Below are 21,039 nucleotides of genomic sequence, written 5' to 3'. Positions count from 1 at the left end.
TAAAATCGATTGATTTTGCTCAAAAAACCCGGTTTCTCGGCCCCCTCCGTAAATCTCAAATCTCAAATCTCAAATCTCAAATCGATTGACAGTTCCCGATCGAACTTGCTATCTTAATCATAGTCGGAATGAGTACGCTTTAGTCGAGCAGTTATTGTTTTTGAGTTTTATGGTAAAGATTGTCGGCATTGGCGGAAGTTTGCGGGCTGGCTCCTACAGCCAGTTAGCGTTGAAGTTAGCAGCAGAGCGGGCGCAGGCCCTGGGCGCGGAAGTTGAAATATTTGATTTGCGATCGCTTAATCTGCCCTTTTGTGACGGAGAGAATGATTATCATAAGTACCCGGATGTGGAAAAGTTGCAGAATGCGGTTAAGGAAGCCGACGGCTTGATTTTGGCAACGCCGGAGTATCACGGTAGCGTCAGCGGTGCTCTCAAGAATGCCCTGGATTTGATGAGTTTTGAGCATTTGGACGGGAAAGTTGCGGGTGGGATTAGCGTTTTGGGAGGGCAAGTTAACAGCAACGCACTCAACGATTTGCGGGTGATTTTGAGATGGGTGCACGCTTGGGTAATTCCCGAACAAATTGCGATCGGACAAGCTTGGAAAGCTTTTAGTCCCGACGGTAAATTGTTGGATGAAAAACTGTCTGAAAGGTTCGACGAATTTGCTCGGAGTTTGGTAGAAAATACGCGGAAATTGCGAGGAATTTCTTAGCAGACGGCTTGCTTTCGCCAGTAGTCATTGGTAATTGGTAATTGGTAATTGGTTATTGGTTATTGGTTATTGGTAGTAACTAACCAATAACCAATAACTAATGACTGTAGCAATCCTAAATGATTTGCTTGCATTATACGCGAGCTTTCTGGCTCGCACTGCAAGGATGCTGGTCTCGCTCGATTTTGCGACTGATGCGAGGATTGCTATATTGGTCATGGGTAATGAGTAATTTGTTATTAATTATTGGCAATTAGTAATTTGTAGCAACCAACCAATAACTAATGACTACTGACTACTGACTGATGACTAATGACTAATGACTAATGACTGCTGACTGCTGACTACTGACTTCAAAATGGCATATCGATCATGTCTCCGAAAGGATGAGGTACGTCGATCGCCATTCTTCCGGGTTTTGACTCATATTTGTCAATCCAGTTTTTGGCTAATTCCAAAGCTTCCTCCTCGGTCTTGGCATTTTGGACGGCGACGTGGCGGTTGCCGCGGCTATCCCAAACCTCGACGTAGAAGACTTTCTGGGATTGAATAATCCAACCTTTATAAGTGTCTGCTGGTTCCATAGTTAGAATCCTAAAATAATCGGGCGGCGAGTTCGAGTGGCTAGCTAATTGTAAATATTGCCCTGCATAAAATGAATTTTACGGGGGTTTCTATAGTATTTTTGGAAAAAAGTCAGTTTTACGGTTAACCTCATGACTAGACTCCTGAAGCAATTATTTAATTGGAGAAAATATCTCCAACCTTTGGCCGCGGCGATCGCGATCGTCCTAATCGCATCGCAGATGGCGGTATTGCCGGCATTGGCGACGGGCGTGTACGAAATGCCGCTGTTGTCGGCGGGCGATCGAACTTGGGTGTTCGACAAAGGCGACGTGCTCAGCCGCAGTAGCGAAAGCAATATCAGCAGCGTGCTCGACAACCTGGAAAACAAAACAGGGAAACAAGTCAGATTTGTCACCATCCACCGCTTAGACTACGGCGAAACGGCTGCCACTTTCACCGACCAACTGTTTGAACAGTGGTTTCCCGCAAAAGAAGACCAGACTAATCAAATTTTACTCGTTCTCGACACTGTTACCAACAGTGCGGCAATTCGCACCGGGGAAGGGGTGAAGTCCCTGCTAACCGATGAAATTGCCCAGAGTGTAGCGGGGGAAACCGTGCAAGTGCCGCTGCGGGAAGCCAACAAATACAACGAGGCATTTGCCGCTGCAAGTACGCGCATTGCAACTGTTTTGTCGGGCGAACCCGATCCGGGTCCTCCTGAAGTTGTTGATAACATTCAAGTTGAAGGCACGTTTAAAAAAGCTGAAGAAACAGACCAAGGCAATGCCACAGTTATTGTGGTTGTGCTGTTGGTGTTGGCGACAGTGATTCCGATGGTGACTTATTTCTGGTATCAAGGTTTTTCGTAATCGGTTGCTGTCAGATGCAATAAGTTGCCGTTTTGTCAAGAAATTCGGGCGCGGTTGCACTAATCTTGAACGTATTCTCGATCGCTCAACAATGCAATTTCTGCCCGTACAAATTCCCGTCCCAGATAAGCCGCGTGATCTAACATTGTCACCGGGCTGGGGCGGGTTTCTTCTAGGATTTTGACGCAAAGTTCTTTGGCGGTTCTGCCGCTAAAAACTGTGGATTGGGTGCGTTCTACTTTGCCGCGGGCGGGGATTGGTTTACCGGTTTCTGGATCGATGGCGAGGCCGCGATCGTCGATGATGTTGGTGAAGTGTTTGGCGCAAATCAAGCTGGTTGTGCGATCGACATAGATGATGAAGTAGCCGCCTGGATCGAGGTCGATGTGGCGTTTGGATAGGTTGTCATCGATGGCGGTGAGGTTTTCCAAGGTTTGACTCATGGTTGGTGAAAGGAAGTAAACAGTAGCTATATTTTTTTTGCTATTCCTAGTTTAGTGGGCTGCGGGACAAGTTTGGGAGATTGGTTGAATGCGGCGGGGGAAATTTTGGGCGATCGACAATTCCTGCAATTTGCCGATCGCTCCTATGCTACAGTCGATCGGGCTGGACCGAGAAATTGATGAGTGAACTTAAGACGCGATCGCTGTTAGAGCCTCAACTTCTTGAAGAAGTCAGGGATCGGGGTATTGTGTTTTTTTAGGCGTTGCTCACTTATCTATGATGCAAAATCGGTTATTATTGTATAGATGATTTGTTTGTGTTAAAGCTGAGCCAAAATGAAATTTATAGATTTGTTTTCAGGAATAGGAGGTTTCAGACAAGGGTTTGAAAACATTGGCTTTAAATGCGTTTTTTCCTGCGAAATTAACAGCAAATGCCGACAAATTTACACGAATAATTTCGGTGAGGTTCCTTTTGGAGATATCAGTAAAATTCATCCCGTCGAGTTAGAAGACTTTGATGTTTTAGTCGCCGGGTTTCCGTGCCAACCTTTTAGCATCTGCGGCAAAAAGCTAGGTTTTGAAGATACTAGAGGTACGCTATTTTTTGATATTTGTAAAATTATCAAAATCAAGCAACCTCAAGTAGTTGTTCTCGAAAATGTCAAGCACTTAATCCATCATGACAAGGGAAATACCTTAAAAGTAATTATTGCCAGTCTGGAAGATTTGGGATACAGCGTGAATTACAAAATGCTGAATGCTAAAGACTTTGGAATTGCTCAACATCGTGAAAGAATATTTATTATTGCAACTAAAGGTAAACCATTCAATTTTTCTCGACTTAAAATCCAGTTGACTCCAAAACTCAGGCAGTTTCTAGACGAGACAGGGGATTTTGAAATATTGGACAAATCCGAGTATACTTTAATTGAGTCTCCGAGAAAGCAAGATTCGGGACTTGTATTTGTAGGTTACAGAAATAAAGGTACTTGGAAAACTGGCGTGAGGCCCAATACAGAACATTTATCGAGAGTTCACAGACAGCCTAATCGCATTTATTCGGTAGATGGAGTGCATCCGACTATTCCTTCGCAAGAAACATCTGGCAGGTTTTTTATCTACATTCCTGAGCAAGATATGGTGAGAAAATTGACGCTGAAGGAATGTTACCGTCTTATGGGTTTTCCTGAAGATTTTAAGAGTTATCCGAGTGCGGGGGAAAGTTACAAGCAAATTGGGAATTCGGTTTGTGTACCGGTGGTGGAGGCGATCGCCCAAGAAATATTAAGTCAAAATTTATTGTCAAATGAGCCAAATGAACCACAAAGAAAAACTGAAGAATATATACAGCTTGTCCTTTTCAATTGCTGATATCAAGGATATTCCTCAACAATACCTTGAATATATTTTACTAATTGGTGAACAAGCATACAAACAAAAGGGCGTTTATACCGTGTTGGTTTGTCTTCTAACTTACAAGTCTTTATCCCCTGAACAGGACATCAGAAAACATCAGAGTAGTATGCCGGGTGGTTTTTCGGGAAGAACTATTGACACTCAATCTATTACACCTACATTAAAAGAACTGGGACTTCCATCTATGGCTGAAAGTGGTTGGCTCACCAGGTCTTTAGAACAACCGTTCCCGTACACTTTAGACTACCGGGGCAAAATAAGCAATAAGGCAGTAAAAAAAGCATTTTTAAGTATAATTGATTATGTTGAGAGCAGACCTGAACAGGTAGATAATGTGCTGCGCTTGATATTGAATAAAGTTATTGAAGTACAAGCTAAAAATATTGTAAACGTAGCCAAATTAGTTAATCCTGACACTCTGAACATACTGAGTATAGTTTCTTGCCTGGAGGAGCATTTTTCTACTAAATACAAAGTTCGCGGTGGCTCAAAGTTGCCTGTTCTAGCTATCTATGCCATGTACAAGTCTCTCTTGGACGAAGTGAAAAGATATGAAAACTGTATTTTAGCACCTTTAGGCAGTCACACAGCATCTGACTTGACTTCAAGAAGTTCAGGCGACATAGAAGTATTTGATGAACAAGGGCAAATCTGTGAAGCTATTGAAGTAAAGCTCTATCGGGAAATTGACTTAACAATTGTGCGAGTAGCTTATGAAAAAATTATCAGGTTTAATCCCAAAAGATACTATATACTTTCGTGTAAGGATATTAAAGTCTCTGAAATTAACGAAATAAACAACATAATATCTCAAGTTAGAGAAGAGCATGGCTGTCAAATAATAATTAATGGAGTCATTCCCACGATTCAATATTACTTAAGATTAATTTCCTTAGAAAAATTTGTGGCTAATTACTCTAATCTGGTCAGTCTTGATACAGAGTTGCAGCCTATTCACAAGATCAAGTGGAATGAATTAATTGAAAAACTGGGTGTTGGATAGATGGTGCTATAGTATTACTGGGTACTTTTTCCAAGTCTGATTCACTCGGAGAATATTTACTGGTCATATTTTGTTAAACCACTGCAACCAGTAAACTAATGTTGATGATGAAGCGATATCTTCGACCGCATTTTCATTTTTTGCATGGTGATAAATGTCAACTGGTTGCTCCGCACTGAACGGACAAAATAGGCGAACTGTACGCTCTGGTTCTAAGCTTGTCCAATCTAGTGTAATACTGCCTCTGTCATCTGTACCTGTTGAGGCTTTTGGGAAACTGTTTCCCATGCTATCGTACACCTCAACAACCAATTTCATCGCTGTCCTGAAAGCATACCAGTCGGTTTTAAAATTCCGTACTCATCCTGTTCTTCTAAATCTAAAAGTTCGATCAAACGTTCGATAGTGATGCGGAAATTCGATAAACCGCTATTGCTGCTGCTATCAGTAATCTGTTCTTTTGCTACTGTCATAAGATTAAATCCCTTGGTTTCCATACAATTATCGATCGCTCTGCTAACAAATCGGCCAATCTTTCAGCTCTGTCTCGGTCGTCTGTCACATAAGGTAAACCGACAATCTGAGCGTGGGATGCTGAATCAGGTACTGCATCTAAACCTAATTCACGAATTTGTCCTACTTGGATACTAGCAACTCCGTAACAATTTCTGAATTTTGCAGCACATTGTTCTGGCGAACGAACACTGGCAATTGTCACCGACAAACCTGGTTCATTTGCTCGAAGTAAATAAGCGAACAGTAAAACTAGATCGCTTGTTTCATCAATCCATTGTCTCCGAAGTAAAGCTCTATAGACAATAGCACTTTCATTCAAATGCTCAAACTCTGATTCACTCCGAGAAGATGTATCGGTCATACCTTATTAAACCACTCTAGCCAATAAACTAAGGTTACTGCTGAAGTAATATCTTCCGAGCCATATTCCTCACTCTTCTGATGATAAATGTAAGCTTTCCGATCGGGAGTATGCGGGCAGAATAAGCGTACTCTGCGATCGGCATTTATATTTTGCCAAGCAAGTCTAATACTGCCTTGGTCATCTGTACCTGTAGAGCATTTGGGAAAACTGTTTCCCATGCTATCGTAGGCCTCAACAACCAATTTCATCGCTGTCCTAAAAGCATACTCAGTCGGTCTCAAAATTCCGTACTCATCCTCTTCTTCTAAATCTAAAAGCTCGATCAGACGTTCGATAGTGATGCGGAAATTTGATAAGCCGCTATTGCTACTGCTATCAGTAATCTGTTCTTTCGCTACAGTCATAAGATTAAATCCCTTTTAGGCGATCGCTAATTTGATGGTGAATTACGTGAGTATCACACTCAAATCAACTTGTATGGTGCCGGGCGACGAAGTTCTAGGGCGATTATTCAAGGTCTCTGATTCCGGGACACCATACTAATTGGGTCAGTTGACCTTAGTCCTATTTATGCTAACACAGCCTGGGACAGGCTCAGGGCGGGGAAAATCAAAAATTAAAAATAGATTGACTTAGTTCAAAATTCCTGTAAAATATAAAATATTAATCAAAATTTATACATAAATAAAAATTAGAGAGGTCGCAATTTGAACTTCTCCCGTAAAGATGTATCGGTAAGTACGAACCCACTGTCCCTGACGGTGACAGACTTCGATCGAGATGGCAAACCAGACTTAGTTGTACCGAATTTAGGCAGCAATAGCATCTCATTGTTTGCTAATTCTGGTTCGGGCAACTTTGCTGCTTTAGAATCTGACGAATCCGTGGGAAGCGCCCCCACCATCGTTTTAGCCGCAGATTTTGTTAGTGGAGACAACCGACCAGAACTCTTGGTAGCGAATAGCGGAGATAAAAGTATATCATTTCTGTTAAATACTAAATCGGGATTCATTAAATTTCCTGCCTTTAGCTTTGGTAATCTGCCTTTTCCCGACGCGGCGCTCGCGGCTGATTTCGATGGAGATAATAAACTAGATTTCGCTGTCGTCAATGGGACAGAGAATGTGGCGGCTGTGATGCTAAACCGTGGTTTGAGCTTTACTTTGCAGCCAGCCATTCCTGTTGGCAGCAATCCCCTGGCGATGACGGCGATCGACTGGAATGCTGATGGGAAAATGGACTTTGCGGTAGCGAACCAAGGCAGCAATAATGTTACATTGCTGCTCAATGCTGGTGCTGGCAATTTGACAAAACAGGCAGATATAGTTGTTGGAAATTCTCCCCAGGCGATCGCCACAGCCGATTTTAATGGTGACAGCTTCCCTGATTTGGCGATCGCGAATGCAGGTAGCAACAGCATTTCAGTTTTGTTGAATTCTCAGGGTAGCAGTTTCACCAAACAGCCAGATATTACTGTTGGTAATTCTCCAAGTTCGATCGCCACAGGTGACTTGAATGGCGATGGTTTCGCTGATATCGCGATCGCAAATACAGGCAGCAATAGCATCTCAGTGCTGCTAAACTCTGGTTCTGGCAGCTTTACGAAACAAGCAGACATTCCAGTAGGCTCGCGTCCCTCCTCACTCGCGGCGGCTGACTTCAATGGTGATGGCAAACTCGATCTTGTTGTGGCGAATGAGTTGAGCAAAAGCTTCACAGTGCTGATCGGTGAGGGTACTCCAGAGCCAACTCCAACGCCAGAGCCAACTCCAACGCCAGAGCCAACTCCAACGCCAGAGCCAACTCCAACGCCAGAGCCAACTCCAACGCCAGAGCCAACTCCAACGCCGGCGACAACACCAACACCGGTGACAACTCCAACACCGATAACAACTCCAACACCGGCGACAACTCCAACACCGGCGACAACACCGGTGACAACTCCAACACCGGTGACAACTCCAACACCGGCGACAACTCCAACACCGGCGACAACACCAACGCCAACTCCAACACCGATAACAACTCCAACACCGGCGACAACACCAACACCGGCGACAACACCGATAACAACTCCAACACCGGCGACAACTCCAACGCCAGTGACAACACCGATAACAACTCCAACACCGGCGACAACTCCAACGCCAGTGACAACTCCAACACCAGCACCAATATCTGTAGTAAATCCAACGCCGATATCAATTCCTACACTACCTCTTACCCTCTCAACCACACCCACTGAAATTACTCTGCCATTAAATTTCCTCGATCTGACTCAGATCGAGACGATAATTCCCGCACCCGCACCGACTCCTGCACCCGCACCAGTACCCGCCCCAACACCCGTTCCTGCGATCGCCCCAACCCCAACGCCCGTACCGACACCCGTTCCTGCGATCGCCCCAACCCCAACACCCGTACCGACACCCATTCCTGCGATCGCCCCAACCCCAACGCCCGTAGCGACACCCATTCCTGCGATCGCCCCAACCCCAACGCCCGTACCGACACCCATTCCTGCGATCGCCCCAACCCCAACGCCCGTAGCGACACCCGTTCCTGCGATCGCCCCAACCCCAACGCCCGCCCCAACACCCGTTCCAACACCAGTACCCGCCCCAACACCCATAGTTTCCATCAAAACCCCTCTCCCCAATGCCACCGATAGTGGCGAACCGACTGGACTCCCTGAAAATCTACGCAGAGAAGGGTTTTACCTGCTAACAGACGGATCTGATACTGCCATTCCAGAAGTGGCCGCCAAGACAGGAATTTCTGCTTTGTCGGGTAATGACTTTCTCACCGGTACAGAAGATGACGATCCGATCAATGGCAATCAAGGGGCAGATACGCTAGCCGGAGTTGGCGGCAATGATATTTTGCTTGGCGGCAAAGGTTCTGATTTTCTCGACGGCGGTTCTGGCAATGATTTTCTCAGTGGTAACAATGATAATGACACCTTAGTCGGAGGAGATGGTAATGATGTTTTGCAAGGTGGCAAGGGAGATGATATTCTCAATGGCGGTGCTGAGGATGACGTATTAATTGGCGATTTTGGTCAAGATATTCTCATTGGCGGTACTGGAAATGATGCCTTTATTTTTGCGGAGAGTCAGGCGATCGCATCTATTGAGCGGGCTGATGTAATTATCGATTTTTCTAAGGGCGATGCTATTGGTTTGAGTGCAGGCATTGCCTATTCTCAACTGTCCTTTGAGCCTGTGTTATTACAGATTGATAGTGGGATGCCAGTGGCTTCTGTTGCGATTAAATTTAATTCTGATTATTTGGCGATCGTCTTTGATATCGATGCTAGCTATCTAACTGCTAATGTTTTTTTCACTGCGTTGTAGATTATTGACGGATATCGCTATTGCATCTGTAGATTCTTGTAGGGACACGGCAGTGCCGTGTCCTCTCTCTCTCGATTTTTGTAAGTAAGGACACGGCAGTGCCGTGTCCCTAACGAAAACCGCCATACAGGAACCAATCATATCATGTCCGATCGATCGACCATAATATCCGGCTTAGGAAGGGTTTAATAGATTTCGGATTTGTACTGAAGATCGAGGCGAACTCGCCCCTACAATATCGCGGTCAATTGACCGGACATCATATCAGCTATCGAACAGGATATTAAGTCCTTACTACAAAGCTGTATTAGGCAGGAACTTGGATTTTTTCGGTGCCGGCAAGTTCAAAGGCTGCGTGAATTGCGCGCAAAGCTATGACACCTTGTGCCTCATCCACAACGCAGCTAATTTTAATCTCGGAAGTAGCAATCATTTGAATGTTGATTTGCTGTTGGGAAAGCGCTTCAAACATTTTCGCGGCTACTCCCGGATGCGCTACCATCCCGGAACCGACAACGCTAACTTTGGCAACTTCTGTATCAACTGCAACTTCGCCCCATCCGAATTCGACCGCAGATTTTTCGAGGGTATTTTTAGCAGCTTCGGCGTCAATTTGTGCTACGGTAAATGCAATGTCGCGAGTTAATATGCCGTCGATATTGTGGCAGCGCTGCGACTGAATAATTGTATCTACGCTGATATTTTCTTCGGCTAAAAGTCCGAACAGTTTTGCTGCTACTCCGGGCCGATCGGGCAATTGGCGAATTGCTAGACGCGCTTGATTGATATCCAACGCAACGGCGCGGACTGCGGGCGGTTTTTGGGATGATGAACGCCGCCCAATAGGGGAGTTGGCGACCTCAAATGCTTTGCAGAGTTCGGCAACGGCCCGATCGCAATCTTCGGCATCGATCGCACAACTAACTTTCACCTCGGATGTAGAAATCATTTGAATGTTAATTCCCGCATCCGCTAAAGTCTTAAACATCTGCGCCGCTACCCTCGGACGACCGATCATTCCCGCACCCGCAATGCTAACTTTAGCGATCGGCTTTTCTTCTGCTTTCACTTCCGGTTCTCCCAATTCTGGGCGAGAATTCTTGCCGAGGGTGGGCACGATCGCATCTGCAACGGCGACAGCTTGATTGAGGGAATTTCGCCTCACTGTAAAGGCAATATCGTTAGTATTTCCTTCGTGAATTGACTGGATAATTAAGTCTACATGGAGGTTTTGTTGCGCGATCGCACCAAACAACCGCGCTGCTACGCCGGGGCGATCGGGCAAACGCAACAGCGACACCCCCGCCTGATCCAAGTCAAATTCCACCGCATCAACCGCTTTTGCGAGCTCCAAGCCCTCTAAAGGCCGGGATTGCGGGGGTGGGGACACTACCCGCGTACCGGGGGCGTCACTCCAGCTAGAAAGCACTACCAGCGGCACGCCGTAATTCTTGGCAATTTCTACCGCGCGCGGGTGGAGGACTTTTGCGCCCAAACTCGCCAATTCCAGCATTTCGTCGCAAGTGATTTCGTCCATCAATTGGGCGTCGGCAACCAAGCGCGGATCTGTAGTTAGGATTCCGGGCACGTCGGTATAAATTTCGCACCTGTCGGCCCGCAGCGCTGCGGCGAGGGCAACTGCTGTCGTGTCGGAACCGCCGCGCCCCAAGGTGGTAATTTCCAATTCTCCGGCATCGGCTATGCCTTGGAAACCCGCAACCACAACGACTTTACCGCTTTTTAACTGGCTCTGAAGCCGATTCGGATCGATTCGCAAAATCCGGGCGCGGGTGTGGGCGGCTTCGGTGACAATGCCAACTTGGGCTCCGGTGAAGGAAATTGCGGGCTGTCCCATTTCCTGCAATGCCATGCTCAAAAGTGCGATCGAGACTTGTTCCCCAGTGGAAAGCAACATATCCATTTCCCGCTTGTTGGGATTTGGGGAAATTTCCTTGGCGAGTTTAACTAAACCGTCGGTAGTTTTGCCCATCGCCGAAAGTACGACAACGAGAGAGTTGCCGAGCTGTGCTGTTTTTACAACTCGTCGGGCTACCTCCAAAATGCGATCGACTGTGCCAACCGAGGTTCCGCCATATTTCTGAACAATTAGTGCCATAGGACTTACACAAAAAGTGATGCAATACTTAAGTTAATATACGCAAATTTTTGATAATAACCGATGAATGTTTATATCGTTTCTGAGGAGGCTGCTAGGCGATCGGGTTTTTACAGCACATGATATTCCTAGGGACACGGCAATTCAGTGTCTCTACCGGAATCTGCGACTTATGCGAATTTAGATTTTTGATTGAAGAATTGAAGAATTGCAAATGACTTATGAAGAACCCAACCCTAATAGCTCTCAGTCATCCCCAATCTAAAATCTAAAATCGAATTACCGTCCTTCTAACTCTCGCAAACGCGCTTCCAAAGCTTGAATTCGCAACTCAGCTTCTATGCGCCTTTGTCGTTCTCGTTCTGCTTCTGACTGCGCTTGTTCTGCAGCCAATTCGGCTTGTTCTGCCCGTTCCTCGGCCGCCGGCAGCAAATTCCCGGAAGCATCCCACCAGCGCAGCCAAGGCAGATCTACGCCTTGATAAACCCCTTGCCAAATGCCTAATTCCAATCCCATTGGCTCGATTTGGTAATGTCCGCGCTGATTTTCTGACATTAACTTAAATTTATCTTCCACCAAATGATAGCATTCTATTTTGGCTTTTTTGACTTCATAAATTCCGTAAAAAGCAGGTCGAATAATCCGCTCGTAAATCCAAGATTTGCCTTTTTTGGGAGTTTTATCTCTTTCTTCGCTGCCATCTCCAGAGACAAATTCTAGTATGATTAACGGCGGCATTAATTCTTTCCACATCACATAGGAACGCCGCATATTTCCGTCGAGAGTTGGCGGCACGTCGGGGACGTAAAACCAATCCGGTGCTTCAGCTCCTCTGGCTAGGGGTTCTGGGGGTTGCGGGACTCGCCAATAAATGCCGGAATCTTGACCGATACAATATTGTCCGTCGGGATGAAGTTGGTCTAAAATGGGTCGAACAGATGTTGTTAACAGGATGCTTTGAGGGAGTTCTTGAAAGTTTTTCACAAAAGTACCGTCGGAGTCGGGTAATTGAGTGTGGTCTGGGAAATCTGTAAAATCTGTTACTAAAAGTTCGGGTTTTTCGGTGACACTCATGTTGACCTCTTGAATGCTAAAAAATTATACTTACAGCATATTCCAGGTTGATGAAGTACAGTAGCCGCTAAATTTATATTGTGTGATTTTAATATGTAGGGTGCGGATCTGCGACCTTTTAAATGGAACTTGCAGATTGTTGGTGGCGACGCACCTTACTTACTACAAGATTGTGTGTACCGCACATACATGGAATATGCTGTATCATTGGGAAATCAGAGATTAATAATGCTATTATATCATTGGAAACCTCCGGTTGCTATATAGAAAGATTTCAGAAATATGAGTCAGTACAAGTTAATTATTTTTGACTTCGACGGCACTTTGGCAATTACCCACAAAGCTATTGTATTTTGCTTTACCAAAACTTTTGAAAGTTACAATATTGCCCCGCCTAGTGCTGATACTATTATAGGTACGATCGGCATCAATTTACCAAATAGTTTTAAAATCCTCCATCCGGCGATCGAGGAAAGCGCAATTCCCGAATGGGTTGAAACTTACCGCTCTTATTATCGGACAGAAGGTGAAAAGCAGCTAGATTTATTTCCCGGGACAAAGCAAGTCTTGCAGTTGGCTAGCAAGTCTGGATTGAGCCTGGGAGTTTTGAGCAACAAACACGTTAGTTTTGTTAATTTGTTCCTGGAAAAGTTGAGAATTCACGGTTTTTTTGATTTAATTTTAGGCGATAACGGACAAATAATCCTGAAACCAAATTCGGCTGTTTTTCACTCGATTATTAAACCGCTGTTCCCGGAATTGGATAACAGTCAAATTTTAATGGTTGGGGATACAGCGATTGATTTGCTGTTTGCTCAAAATGCTGGGATAGATGTTTGTTGGGCGGCTTACGGATATGGCGATCGCGCTGAGTGTCTCGCCCTAAAACCGACTTTCGCGATCGACAATATTTCGGAACTTGCCGCGATAGTTCAAAATTAATTTTTCATCGGTTTTTTTCATAAAAAGTTAATTTTCTCAAGTAAGAAATAACAAAAAAAATATTTAACTATAGCCAGATGCTAGATTTTTTTTGATTCAATCGAAAAAATAAATGCCCCAACCTGCAAGCCGCATAAACTCTGCCAAGTAAACCATACCAAAGATAGAGTTATCGCTGGACAAGCTATTATAAATTAACAAGTATAGCCTTTCTCAGGTAGATGAGGTATGAGTATTAATTGGTAATCGGAGTTGATGGCGGTGCTTACCTCACTTATAGCGGTTCTCAGATAAATGAGGTATACAGAAACCCTGTATTGTCAAGCTTTCCAGGTCAAAATTCGTACCTCACGTTTTTGAGAAAGGCTATAAGCTGTTGTGCATTTAAACCACTAACTAGGGTTGTAGGGTGCGTCATCCGCGAACACGCTCCGCTTAAACGGGAAACACTTCGGACGCTCGGCACCATACAATCTGTTTTAAATGTTCAACAGCTTAGCTCTACATAAGCACAATTAAGAGGGCTAAAGCCCAACTACGTACCTCACTTATTTGAGAACTGCTATAGGATTCCTTTGAAGGCAGAAGGAAGCAGGAAAAAAAACGAGGGAAGCCAAATTTTTTGAGGTATAATTTACCGCCAAAATCCTGCATAATAGCCTTCTAACTTCGGCCTTCGGAAAATAGGCAATTCTGTTAAACTCTAGGGTGCTGCCAGTCGGGATAGACAATAAACTCAATCTATAGAAACTCATGCAGATCGATATAAGCAGTCATTCTGAAACGCTATCGCCGACTCGCACTGGCGGCAATCCACCGAATTTAATAGAAGAAGTATTTCGGCTGTACGATCGCGCCCTGGCAGCTACCAGCAACGGCATCGCGATCGCGGACGCGAAGCGGCCGGACAAGCCAATAGTCTACTGCAACCGGGCTTTCGAGCGGATTACAGGCTACGATCGCAGCGAAATAATCGGGAAGAACTGCCGCTTCCTGCAAGGCCCGGATACCGATCGCGCAGCCGTCGATCGAATCCGCGCGGCCCTGAAAGAACCACACGACTGCAAAGTAGTTCTGAAAAACTACCGCAAAGACGGCACCCCATTCTGGAACGAACTAAGCATCTCGCCCGTGCGCGACAGCAGCGGGATCGTCACCCACTTCATCGGCGTCCAATCTGATATCACCGATCGCTTCCAAGCAGAAGAAGCCCTCAAACAAGCCGAGGCAAAATACCGCAGCATCTTTGAAAACGCCACCGAAGGCATATTTCAAACCGCCCCAGACGGGCGCTACCTCAGCGCCAACCAGGCACTCGCCCGAATGTACGGCTACGATTCCCCGTCAGAACTGATCGCAAAATGTTCGGCAAAAAACCTTTATGCCGATCGCACCCGCCGCGCTTCCTTCATGGCAGAAATTAGCAAAAACGGTTCCCTGAAAGAGTTTGAGTCCTGCATCCACCGCAAAGACGGCAGCACTACCTGGATCTCGGAAAACGTGCGCGAAGTCCGCGACGAAGATGGCGAACTCCTTTACTACGAAGGAACCGTCGCCGAAATCGCCGATCGCAAACAAGCCGAAGCAGCCCTGCGCGATCGAGAATACTGGCTGAAAACCGCGATCGACGCTGTTCCCGACGCGATCAACCTCACAGACAGCGAGGGGCGCTGGCTGATTGCCAACGACTGCGCCCTGCAACTTTTGGGCTGGAAAACCGCAGACTACCAGGGCAAAACTACTGCCGAACTCGCTGCCGCAGCCACTCCGAGAGTCAGAGAAATCCTGCTAACTTGGCAGGAAACCGACGAAACCACCTGGCAAGCAGGCACTCTTACCGACCGCCGCCAAATTGTCCCCTTGCCCACAGGCGGCAGCAATTTTTTTGAAGTGCGGAAAGTGCCGCTGTTCAACCCCGACGGTTCGCGCAAAGGCATGGCAGTGGCGGGGCGGGACATCACCCAGGAAGTGGCAGCGGATGCAGCTTTGCGCGACAGCGAACAGCGGTTTCGGGCAATTTTTGAACGCGCTGCGATCGGCATGGTAGTCGCTACCCTCGAAGGTATTGCGATCGCCACTAATCCGGCATTTCAAGCTATGCTGGGGCGATCGGAAGCTCAACTGCGGGGTGCGGGCCTCGACGAATGCACGCACCCGGAAGACGTACAAGCTTCGCGCGAGTTGCGCCAACAGTTGGCCGCGGGCTCGCGCGAAGCTTACCAAATCGAGAAGCGCTACCTCCGCCAAGACGGCAGCATCAGGTGGGGACGCCTCAGCGCTTCTGCGATCGACAGCAGTCAGGGAACGCCGCAGTTTATTTTGCAAATGGTAGAGGATATTACCGATCGCAAACAAGCCGAGTCAGCTTTGTTGCAAAATGAGGCTAAATGGCGATCGCTGATTCTCAACAGTTCCGACATCATTACTATTCTCGACGCCAGCGGTCGCATTATTTACGAAAGCCCTTCTGTAGAAACAGTTTTGGGCTACGAACCAGAGGAACTCGCCGGTCAAATTGCCCTAGATTTCATCCACCCTGACGACCTTCCCTCGCTGGTGTCCGACGGCGAAAAACTGATCGCAAATCCAGGCGATCCGATCGCCCTAGAAGGTCGGTTCCGGCGCGCTGACGGTTCTTGGTGTTTTCTCGAAGGCGTCGGCATCAACTTGCTAGCAGACCCCGCTGTGAGCGGAATTGTGATCAACTCCCGCGACATGACGGCGCGCAGGCAAGCAGAGTACCGCCTCAGCAAAATTAACGAGTGCTTTTTGGGATTCACCACCGACGCCAGTGACAACATCCAGCGCCTGACATCCTTAGCCGGCGAGCTTTTGGGCGGAAGTTGCGCCATTTACAGCCGCATCGGCGGCGGTCTGCTGCGCGCGATCGCGACTTGGCAAGCGCCGCCGGACTACCCGCTGGTCGATCGCGCCGAGGGCCACATCTGCACCGATGTATGCAGCAAAGGAAGCGATCGGGCTGTTGCCATTCCTGACTTGCAGAACACGATCTACGGCAAAATCGATCCCGCTGTCATCCGCTACCGACTGCGAAGCTATCTGGGACAAGCAGTGCGGCTGGGCGACAATTACGTGGGTGCGCTGTGCGTTGTCTACACTGAGTCGATCGCGCCCACAGAAGCCGACTGCAAGCTGATCGGAATTATTGCTGGGGCGATCGGAGTTGAGGAAGAACGGGCCGCTGCTGCAGCGCGCGATCGGCAAAAATCTCAGGAACTGCAAACAGCTTTGCACGAATTGCAGCAAACTCAAATGCAGTTAGTACAAACCGAAAAAATGTCTTCCCTCGGACAGGTGCTAGCAGGAATTGCCCACGAAATTAACAACCCAGTTGGCTTTGTCGCCGGCAACCTCTGCCACGTCCGAGGCTACGTTCTCGACTTGTTAGAAATCGTGCAAGTCTATCAAGAAGAGTACCCAAATTCCCCTGCAAAAATTCAGCAACAAGCCGAGGATATAGACTTAGAATTTCTAGCAAAAGACCTGCCCAAATTGCTCAATTCCATGCAGATAGGATGCGAGCGAATTGTAGAAATTATTCAAACTCTGCGTAATTTCTCGCGGGCGGACGAAGCGAAAATCAAGACTGCCGACATTCACGAAGGTTTAGAAAGTACCTTGTTAATGTTGAACAGCCGGCTGAAAGCCAAGGCAAACTGGCAGGGCATTGAAGTGATTAAAAAATACGGAGAACTGCCGCAAATACAATGCCATCCCGGACTGTTAAATCAGGTATTTATGAATGTATTGGCAAATGCGATCGACGCCTTGGAAGAAAGCAGCAGCCAAGCAAAAAATACAGCCAATACTCTCTTTCCTACAATTACGATTCAAACTGAAATGATTGATAACAATAGCATTTGTATTCGGATTAAAGACAACGGCCCGGGCATTCCCGAAGATCGGATCGTGCGTTTGTTTGACCCGTTTTTTACCACAAAACCAGTAGGCAAAGGCACAGGTTTGGGTTTATCAATTTCGCACCAAATTGTCGTTGAAAAACACAACGGCAAATTGCAGTGCGTGTCAGAACCAGGTAAAGGCACCGAATTTATCATCGAAATTCCAATTAAGTAGAAGGAATCAGGAAGGCACTAAACTGAGGACACGGCAGTGCCGTGTCCCTACCCCGATTAATTGTAGGGACACGGCACTGCCGTGTCCTGACTGTGGGTAATATTAATTCCGATGCTACCGGAGTTGATATTCTGGGTTCCCATGCGTGGAATTAAAAACTAAACTGCGTCCGCAAATTGCCCACAAAAATTGTCGGGTTGTTATCGAAATTATTTGCATTCCAGATCGCATAAAATGCCGGTACGATCGAAATATGCTCGGTGAGAGGCAAATAATAAGTAGCTTCAATTTCGTACTGCTTGCCACCATTTCCCCCGCCAGAAACCAGAAACCTCCGACCGCCAGTAACGTCAAAAGGTACTAAAAATGAGGCCGTAAACAGAGCTCCTTTTTTGAATAAATCAGGAAGTGCAAATCCTAACATATAAGATTGAGTTTTGATCGTGCCGTCGGGTCGGTCAGTCTTGGGAAATATATTGGTTTCGGCGTAGCCGTAGCGGCCGAAAAGACCGAAACGGCGGCTCAGCGACCAATCGAAATTAAAGCTATAAGTATTGGCAGTAGCATTGCCGAGACGGCCACCGAAACCGTCATCTGCCAAACCGTTAATCGGCCTGCCATTCGGTGCTCCAATTAGCCCGCCAATTTGCTGGATGTTGGAACGGCTGTACAGAAAACGCAAATTTGCCCGATCGCTCGGACTGAATGTTAGTTCGGCGGTACTCGTATTTGTCCCACCAAACAAGCCTTGAGACGGATTGGAAGCGGAATTAAACACCGAAGTGGGCAAAAATTCCATACTCTCGCCCAAATAGCCCAAACGCAGTTTCAATCGGCGGCCGATATCCCACAAAACCAAAGCACCTGCGCCGCGTTTGGTAGCAGTTAACAAAGTGCTATTGTTTGAATTAAAACTGCTCGCACCGTCCACGAAAAAGCTAAAGTTATTGTTGTCAAAGTAGCGGTAGAAATTAATTCTCGGGCCGATTACTACTTGCAAGTTGTTGCTAAGCGGGAACCGATAGGAAAGTTCCCGCAGGATAACTTCATTGGGATTCACCCCAGCAGTTTGATCGAGAAAAGGAGTGCCAAAGGTATTAAAAAGACCCGGAGAAGTATACTGATTGGCTGGTGAATTTCCGTTACCTACAGCTAGCTGTGTAATCAATTCGTCTTTGCCTGTAAACGAAGTAGTGAGGGTCAACCAAACTAACTGGCTGAAAGTAATTTCTGGGTCGTCCACTCTCTGCACGATCGGTCTGTTGGTGACTGGATCGCGTCCGGGTACTCGATCGAGCGGAGCAGCATTTCCATTTGTTGCTTCAACTCGGACTCGCTTGCCCGCAAAAGCTCCACTCAGGTTAAACCAAGCAAATCCGTTGAGTTTAGTAGTAGTTGAAAATTGGTTGGCTTCTAATTCGGCAGTGCGGGCTTCTAAAGCATCTACTCGACCGCGCAATGTAGCTAATTCTGCCGCAAATTCTTCTTGCAATCTTTGCAAAGCAAGTACATCTTCTCGCTTAACTAAATTACCAGTAGAACCGCCAAGTTGTTTGGTAATTTGATCCAAGCAAGCGTTTAATCCGGCAGCAAATTCGTAGCGAGTCATTGCCCGATTGCCTCGGAATGTGCCGTCTGGATATCCCGCAATGCAGCCGTATCTTTCTACTAGGGATTGCAAGGCTTGAAAAGCCCAATCTGTAGGCCGCACGTCGGACAGTTGGGAAACAGAGGTGACTTGTGCTGCGTCTTCTTGTATGCTGAGGTCATCAGCGGTGCCAGTCTCGCTGCTAATATCGGCAACTTTGCTGGCTTCAGCAACGTTTTGAGACTGAGGAGAGTTTGCAATTTCTAACTTCTGTGGGGGCAATTCGCGAATTGCCTCCGTTATTTCTGGGGTTGTTGTTGCACGATCGCCTGTTGCTATATCTTGTTTGGGTAAAGCGCGATTCACCCATCCTATATCTGTTTGCGGTAAAGCGCGATCGACTGCTGCATCTGTTTCGGGTAAAGGGCGATCGACTGTTGCTATATCTGTTTGAGGTAAAGGGCGATCGACTGTTGCTATATCTGTTTGAGGTAAAGGGCGATCGACTGTTGCTGCATCTGTTTCGGGTAAAGCTCGATCCACCCATGCTATATCTGTTTCGGGTAAAGGGCGATCGACTGCGGAGTTAGTCTCTGCGGTAATCGCCGCTAACTGCGGTATCTCAATCTTAACTGCTGCCAGCGCTGCGTCTGGGGTAGCAGCAGGGACGGCACTACCCTCTAGCGCAACTTCTGGAGTTGAGGTATCCTGAATTTGAGCTGTTGCTGCGATCGGCCCCAAAGGCACTGCCGCACCAGAAATCAAGAAAGACAGCCAAAAAGCTTTAACGGAGGTTGAATTATTCACAAAAACACTCACACCACTTGTTGAAAATTAAATTTGGCCAATCTTAAACGATCAGTTTGCTTGTAAATGTATTTTGTTTAACAAAATCTTATAAATAGTTAAAATTATGTGAGGAATCGATCGCTTCCTAATCACTAATCACTGATGACTCCTGACTAATTTCCCAAATGAAGTTTTTATTAGTTACAGATTTAGACAACACGCTAGTCGGAGATGACGAAGCAACTCAAGCTTTAAACCAGCGCTTGCAATCAAAGCGATCCCAAATTTGTTTGGTTTACGCTACCGGGCGTTCTCATGCTTCAACTTGCGAATTAATTGCCCAAAAGCAACTGCTAGCACCGGACTATTCGATCGCAGGTGTAGGCAGCGAAATTTACCAAGACGGAACCATCGATTTAGATTGGGCGGAATATCTTTCTCAAGATTGGGATAAAATGGCGATCGCCTCTTTAGCTCAGCAGTTTTCCCAGCTTAAATCCCAATCCCCAAAAGAACAAAATCCTTGGAAAATCAGTTATTGTCTGGAACCATCAGCAGAAAACAGCTCGACTCTCCAGGCTTTGCAGCAAAAGTTAACTGAATCGGGACTGGCAGCTCAAATCATTTTTAGCAGCAATCGCGATGTAGATATTTTACCGCAGACTAGCAATAAAGGCAATGCACTTACTTATTTACAAAAGCGCCTGCAAATTCCATCTGAAGCAACTTTAGTGTGCGGCGATTCTGGCAATGATATCAGTATGTTTGAACAGGATGTTCGGGGAGTAATCGTCGCTAATGCTCTATCAGAACTCTTAGAGTGGCACCGCGAATGTGGCACTAAAAATCATTATTTAGCTGGCTCTGCTTGTGCTTGGGGAATCATGGAAGGAATGGCATATTTTTGGAGATTTTGATTGCCGAAAATGTGGTTATACGATTTTAGATTAAAGAATTGGGAATGACTGATAACTATCATGATTGGTAGCTTGCCTACAGTTGCATTCTTTTTTAAAAGTGGTATTAAAATCCGGTTCTGCGTTCCCGGACTCTGACGGGTAACGAGTAATATCGTTTCCGGTAGCATCGGAATGATATAGAGCAATCCTAAATGATTTGCTTGCATTATACGCGAGCTTTCTGGCTCGCACTGCAAGGATTCTGGTCTCGCTCGATT

At 46.4% G+C, this 21,039-nt stretch carries 17 protein-coding genes; 8 read left to right on the top strand and 9 right to left on the bottom strand.

The annotated features are described in order from the left end of the window. Positions 1–169 precede the first annotated feature (169 nt). A complete protein-coding gene (locus QUA56_RS20840) occupies positions 170–715 on the top strand; it encodes an NADPH-dependent FMN reductase (RefSeq protein WP_333361144.1) in 546 nt (181 codons plus the stop codon). A gap of 353 nt (positions 716–1,068) precedes the next feature. On the opposite strand, the gene QUA56_RS20835 is transcribed toward QUA56_RS20840, so the two are convergent. Then, positions 1,069–1,299 (bottom strand): hypothetical protein, encoded by a 231-nt coding sequence (locus QUA56_RS20835; protein WP_333361040.1) that lies wholly within the window; start codon positions 1,297–1,299, stop codon positions 1,069–1,071. Positions 1,300–1,431: 132 nt separating this feature from the next. Here QUA56_RS20835 and psb32 point away from each other — a divergent pair, with 132 nt between their 5' ends. Next, positions 1,432–2,154, top strand: coding sequence for a photosystem II repair protein Psb32 (psb32, locus tag QUA56_RS20830; protein ID WP_333361038.1), 723 nt, complete (start codon positions 1,432–1,434; stop codon positions 2,152–2,154). Positions 2,155–2,213: 59 nt separating this feature from the next. Here the strand turns inward: psb32 and QUA56_RS20825 are convergent, their stop codons facing one another. Further along, complete coding sequence (locus tag QUA56_RS20825) at positions 2,214–2,597, bottom strand: DUF4346 domain-containing protein (protein ID WP_333361036.1); 384 nt, start codon at positions 2,595–2,597, stop codon at positions 2,214–2,216. Between the two features lie 336 nt (positions 2,598–2,933). Here QUA56_RS20825 and dcm point away from each other — a divergent pair, with 336 nt between their 5' ends. Then, positions 2,934–3,971, top strand: coding sequence for a DNA (cytosine-5-)-methyltransferase (gene dcm / locus QUA56_RS20820; RefSeq protein ID WP_333361034.1), 1,038 nt, complete (start codon positions 2,934–2,936; stop codon positions 3,969–3,971). Then, a complete protein-coding gene (locus QUA56_RS20815) occupies positions 3,916–5,019 on the top strand; it encodes a hypothetical protein (protein WP_333361032.1) in 1,104 nt (367 codons plus the stop codon). The genes dcm and QUA56_RS20815 overlap by 56 nt, the downstream gene beginning before the upstream one ends. A 63-nt stretch (positions 5,020–5,082) precedes the next feature. On the opposite strand, the gene QUA56_RS20810 is transcribed toward QUA56_RS20815, so the two are convergent. Genes QUA56_RS20810 through QUA56_RS20795 form a run of 4 tightly spaced genes read right to left on the bottom strand, consistent with a single transcriptional unit; the run spans position 5,083 to position 6,303 of the window. Beyond that, on the bottom strand, positions 5,083–5,307 hold the full coding sequence (locus QUA56_RS20810) for a hypothetical protein (RefSeq protein ID WP_333361030.1): 225 nt from the start codon (positions 5,305–5,307) through the stop codon (positions 5,083–5,085). A gap of 26 nt (positions 5,308–5,333) precedes the next feature. Then, on the bottom strand, positions 5,334–5,492 hold the full coding sequence (locus QUA56_RS20805) for a hypothetical protein (RefSeq protein ID WP_333361028.1): 159 nt from the start codon (positions 5,490–5,492) through the stop codon (positions 5,334–5,336). Further along, entirely contained in the window at positions 5,489–5,896 is a 408-nt protein-coding gene (locus tag QUA56_RS20800) for a hypothetical protein (RefSeq protein ID WP_333361026.1), read from the bottom strand. The genes QUA56_RS20805 and QUA56_RS20800 overlap by 4 nt, the downstream gene beginning before the upstream one ends. After that, positions 5,893–6,303, bottom strand: coding sequence for a hypothetical protein (locus QUA56_RS20795; protein ID WP_333361024.1), 411 nt, complete (start codon positions 6,301–6,303; stop codon positions 5,893–5,895). The genes QUA56_RS20800 and QUA56_RS20795 overlap by 4 nt, the downstream gene beginning before the upstream one ends. A 303-nt stretch (positions 6,304–6,606) precedes the next feature. Between QUA56_RS20795 and QUA56_RS20790 the strand changes: the two genes are divergently transcribed. Next, positions 6,607–9,255, top strand: coding sequence for an FG-GAP-like repeat-containing protein (locus QUA56_RS20790; protein ID WP_333361022.1), 2,649 nt, complete (start codon positions 6,607–6,609; stop codon positions 9,253–9,255). A 307-nt stretch (positions 9,256–9,562) separates the two neighbouring features. Here QUA56_RS20790 and QUA56_RS20785 read toward each other — a convergent pair whose 3' ends face one another. Together QUA56_RS20785 and QUA56_RS20780 are read right to left on the bottom strand one after the other, a co-directional pair. Then, a complete protein-coding gene (locus QUA56_RS20785; protein WP_333361020.1) occupies positions 9,563–11,371 on the bottom strand; it encodes an aspartate kinase in 1,809 nt (602 codons plus the stop codon). A gap of 279 nt (positions 11,372–11,650) precedes the next feature. Continuing rightward, a complete protein-coding gene (locus tag QUA56_RS20780) occupies positions 11,651–12,445 on the bottom strand; it encodes a Uma2 family endonuclease (protein ID WP_333361018.1) in 795 nt (264 codons plus the stop codon). A gap of 282 nt (positions 12,446–12,727) precedes the next feature. Here QUA56_RS20780 and QUA56_RS20775 point away from each other — a divergent pair, with 282 nt between their 5' ends. Further along, the gene (locus QUA56_RS20775; RefSeq protein ID WP_333361016.1) at positions 12,728–13,387 is read left to right on the top strand and encodes an HAD family hydrolase; all 660 of its coding nucleotides are present in this window, start codon (positions 12,728–12,730) and stop codon (positions 13,385–13,387) included. Positions 13,388–14,140: 753 nt separating this feature from the next. Beyond that, positions 14,141–17,485 (top strand): PAS domain S-box protein, encoded by a 3,345-nt coding sequence (locus QUA56_RS20770; protein ID WP_333361014.1) that lies wholly within the window; start codon positions 14,141–14,143, stop codon positions 17,483–17,485. A 151-nt stretch (positions 17,486–17,636) separates the two neighbouring features. Here QUA56_RS20770 and QUA56_RS20765 read toward each other — a convergent pair whose 3' ends face one another. After that, positions 17,637–19,880, bottom strand: coding sequence for an iron uptake porin (locus tag QUA56_RS20765; RefSeq protein WP_333361012.1), 2,244 nt, complete (start codon positions 19,878–19,880; stop codon positions 17,637–17,639). 167 nt (positions 19,881–20,047) lie between these two features. Between QUA56_RS20765 and QUA56_RS20760 the strand changes: the two genes are divergently transcribed. Continuing rightward, the gene (locus QUA56_RS20760; protein WP_333361010.1) at positions 20,048–20,779 is read left to right on the top strand and encodes a sucrose-phosphate phosphatase; all 732 of its coding nucleotides are present in this window, start codon (positions 20,048–20,050) and stop codon (positions 20,777–20,779) included. The last annotated feature ends 260 nt before the right edge of the window (positions 20,780–21,039 follow it).

It is taken from the genome of Microcoleus sp. N3A4, assembly GCF_036701805.1.
Lineage (GTDB): Bacteria > Cyanobacteriota > Cyanobacteriia > Cyanobacteriales > Microcoleaceae > Microcoleus.
The sequence above is the reverse complement of the archived record's forward strand: the minus strand, read 5'-3'. Positions and strand labels throughout refer to the sequence as shown.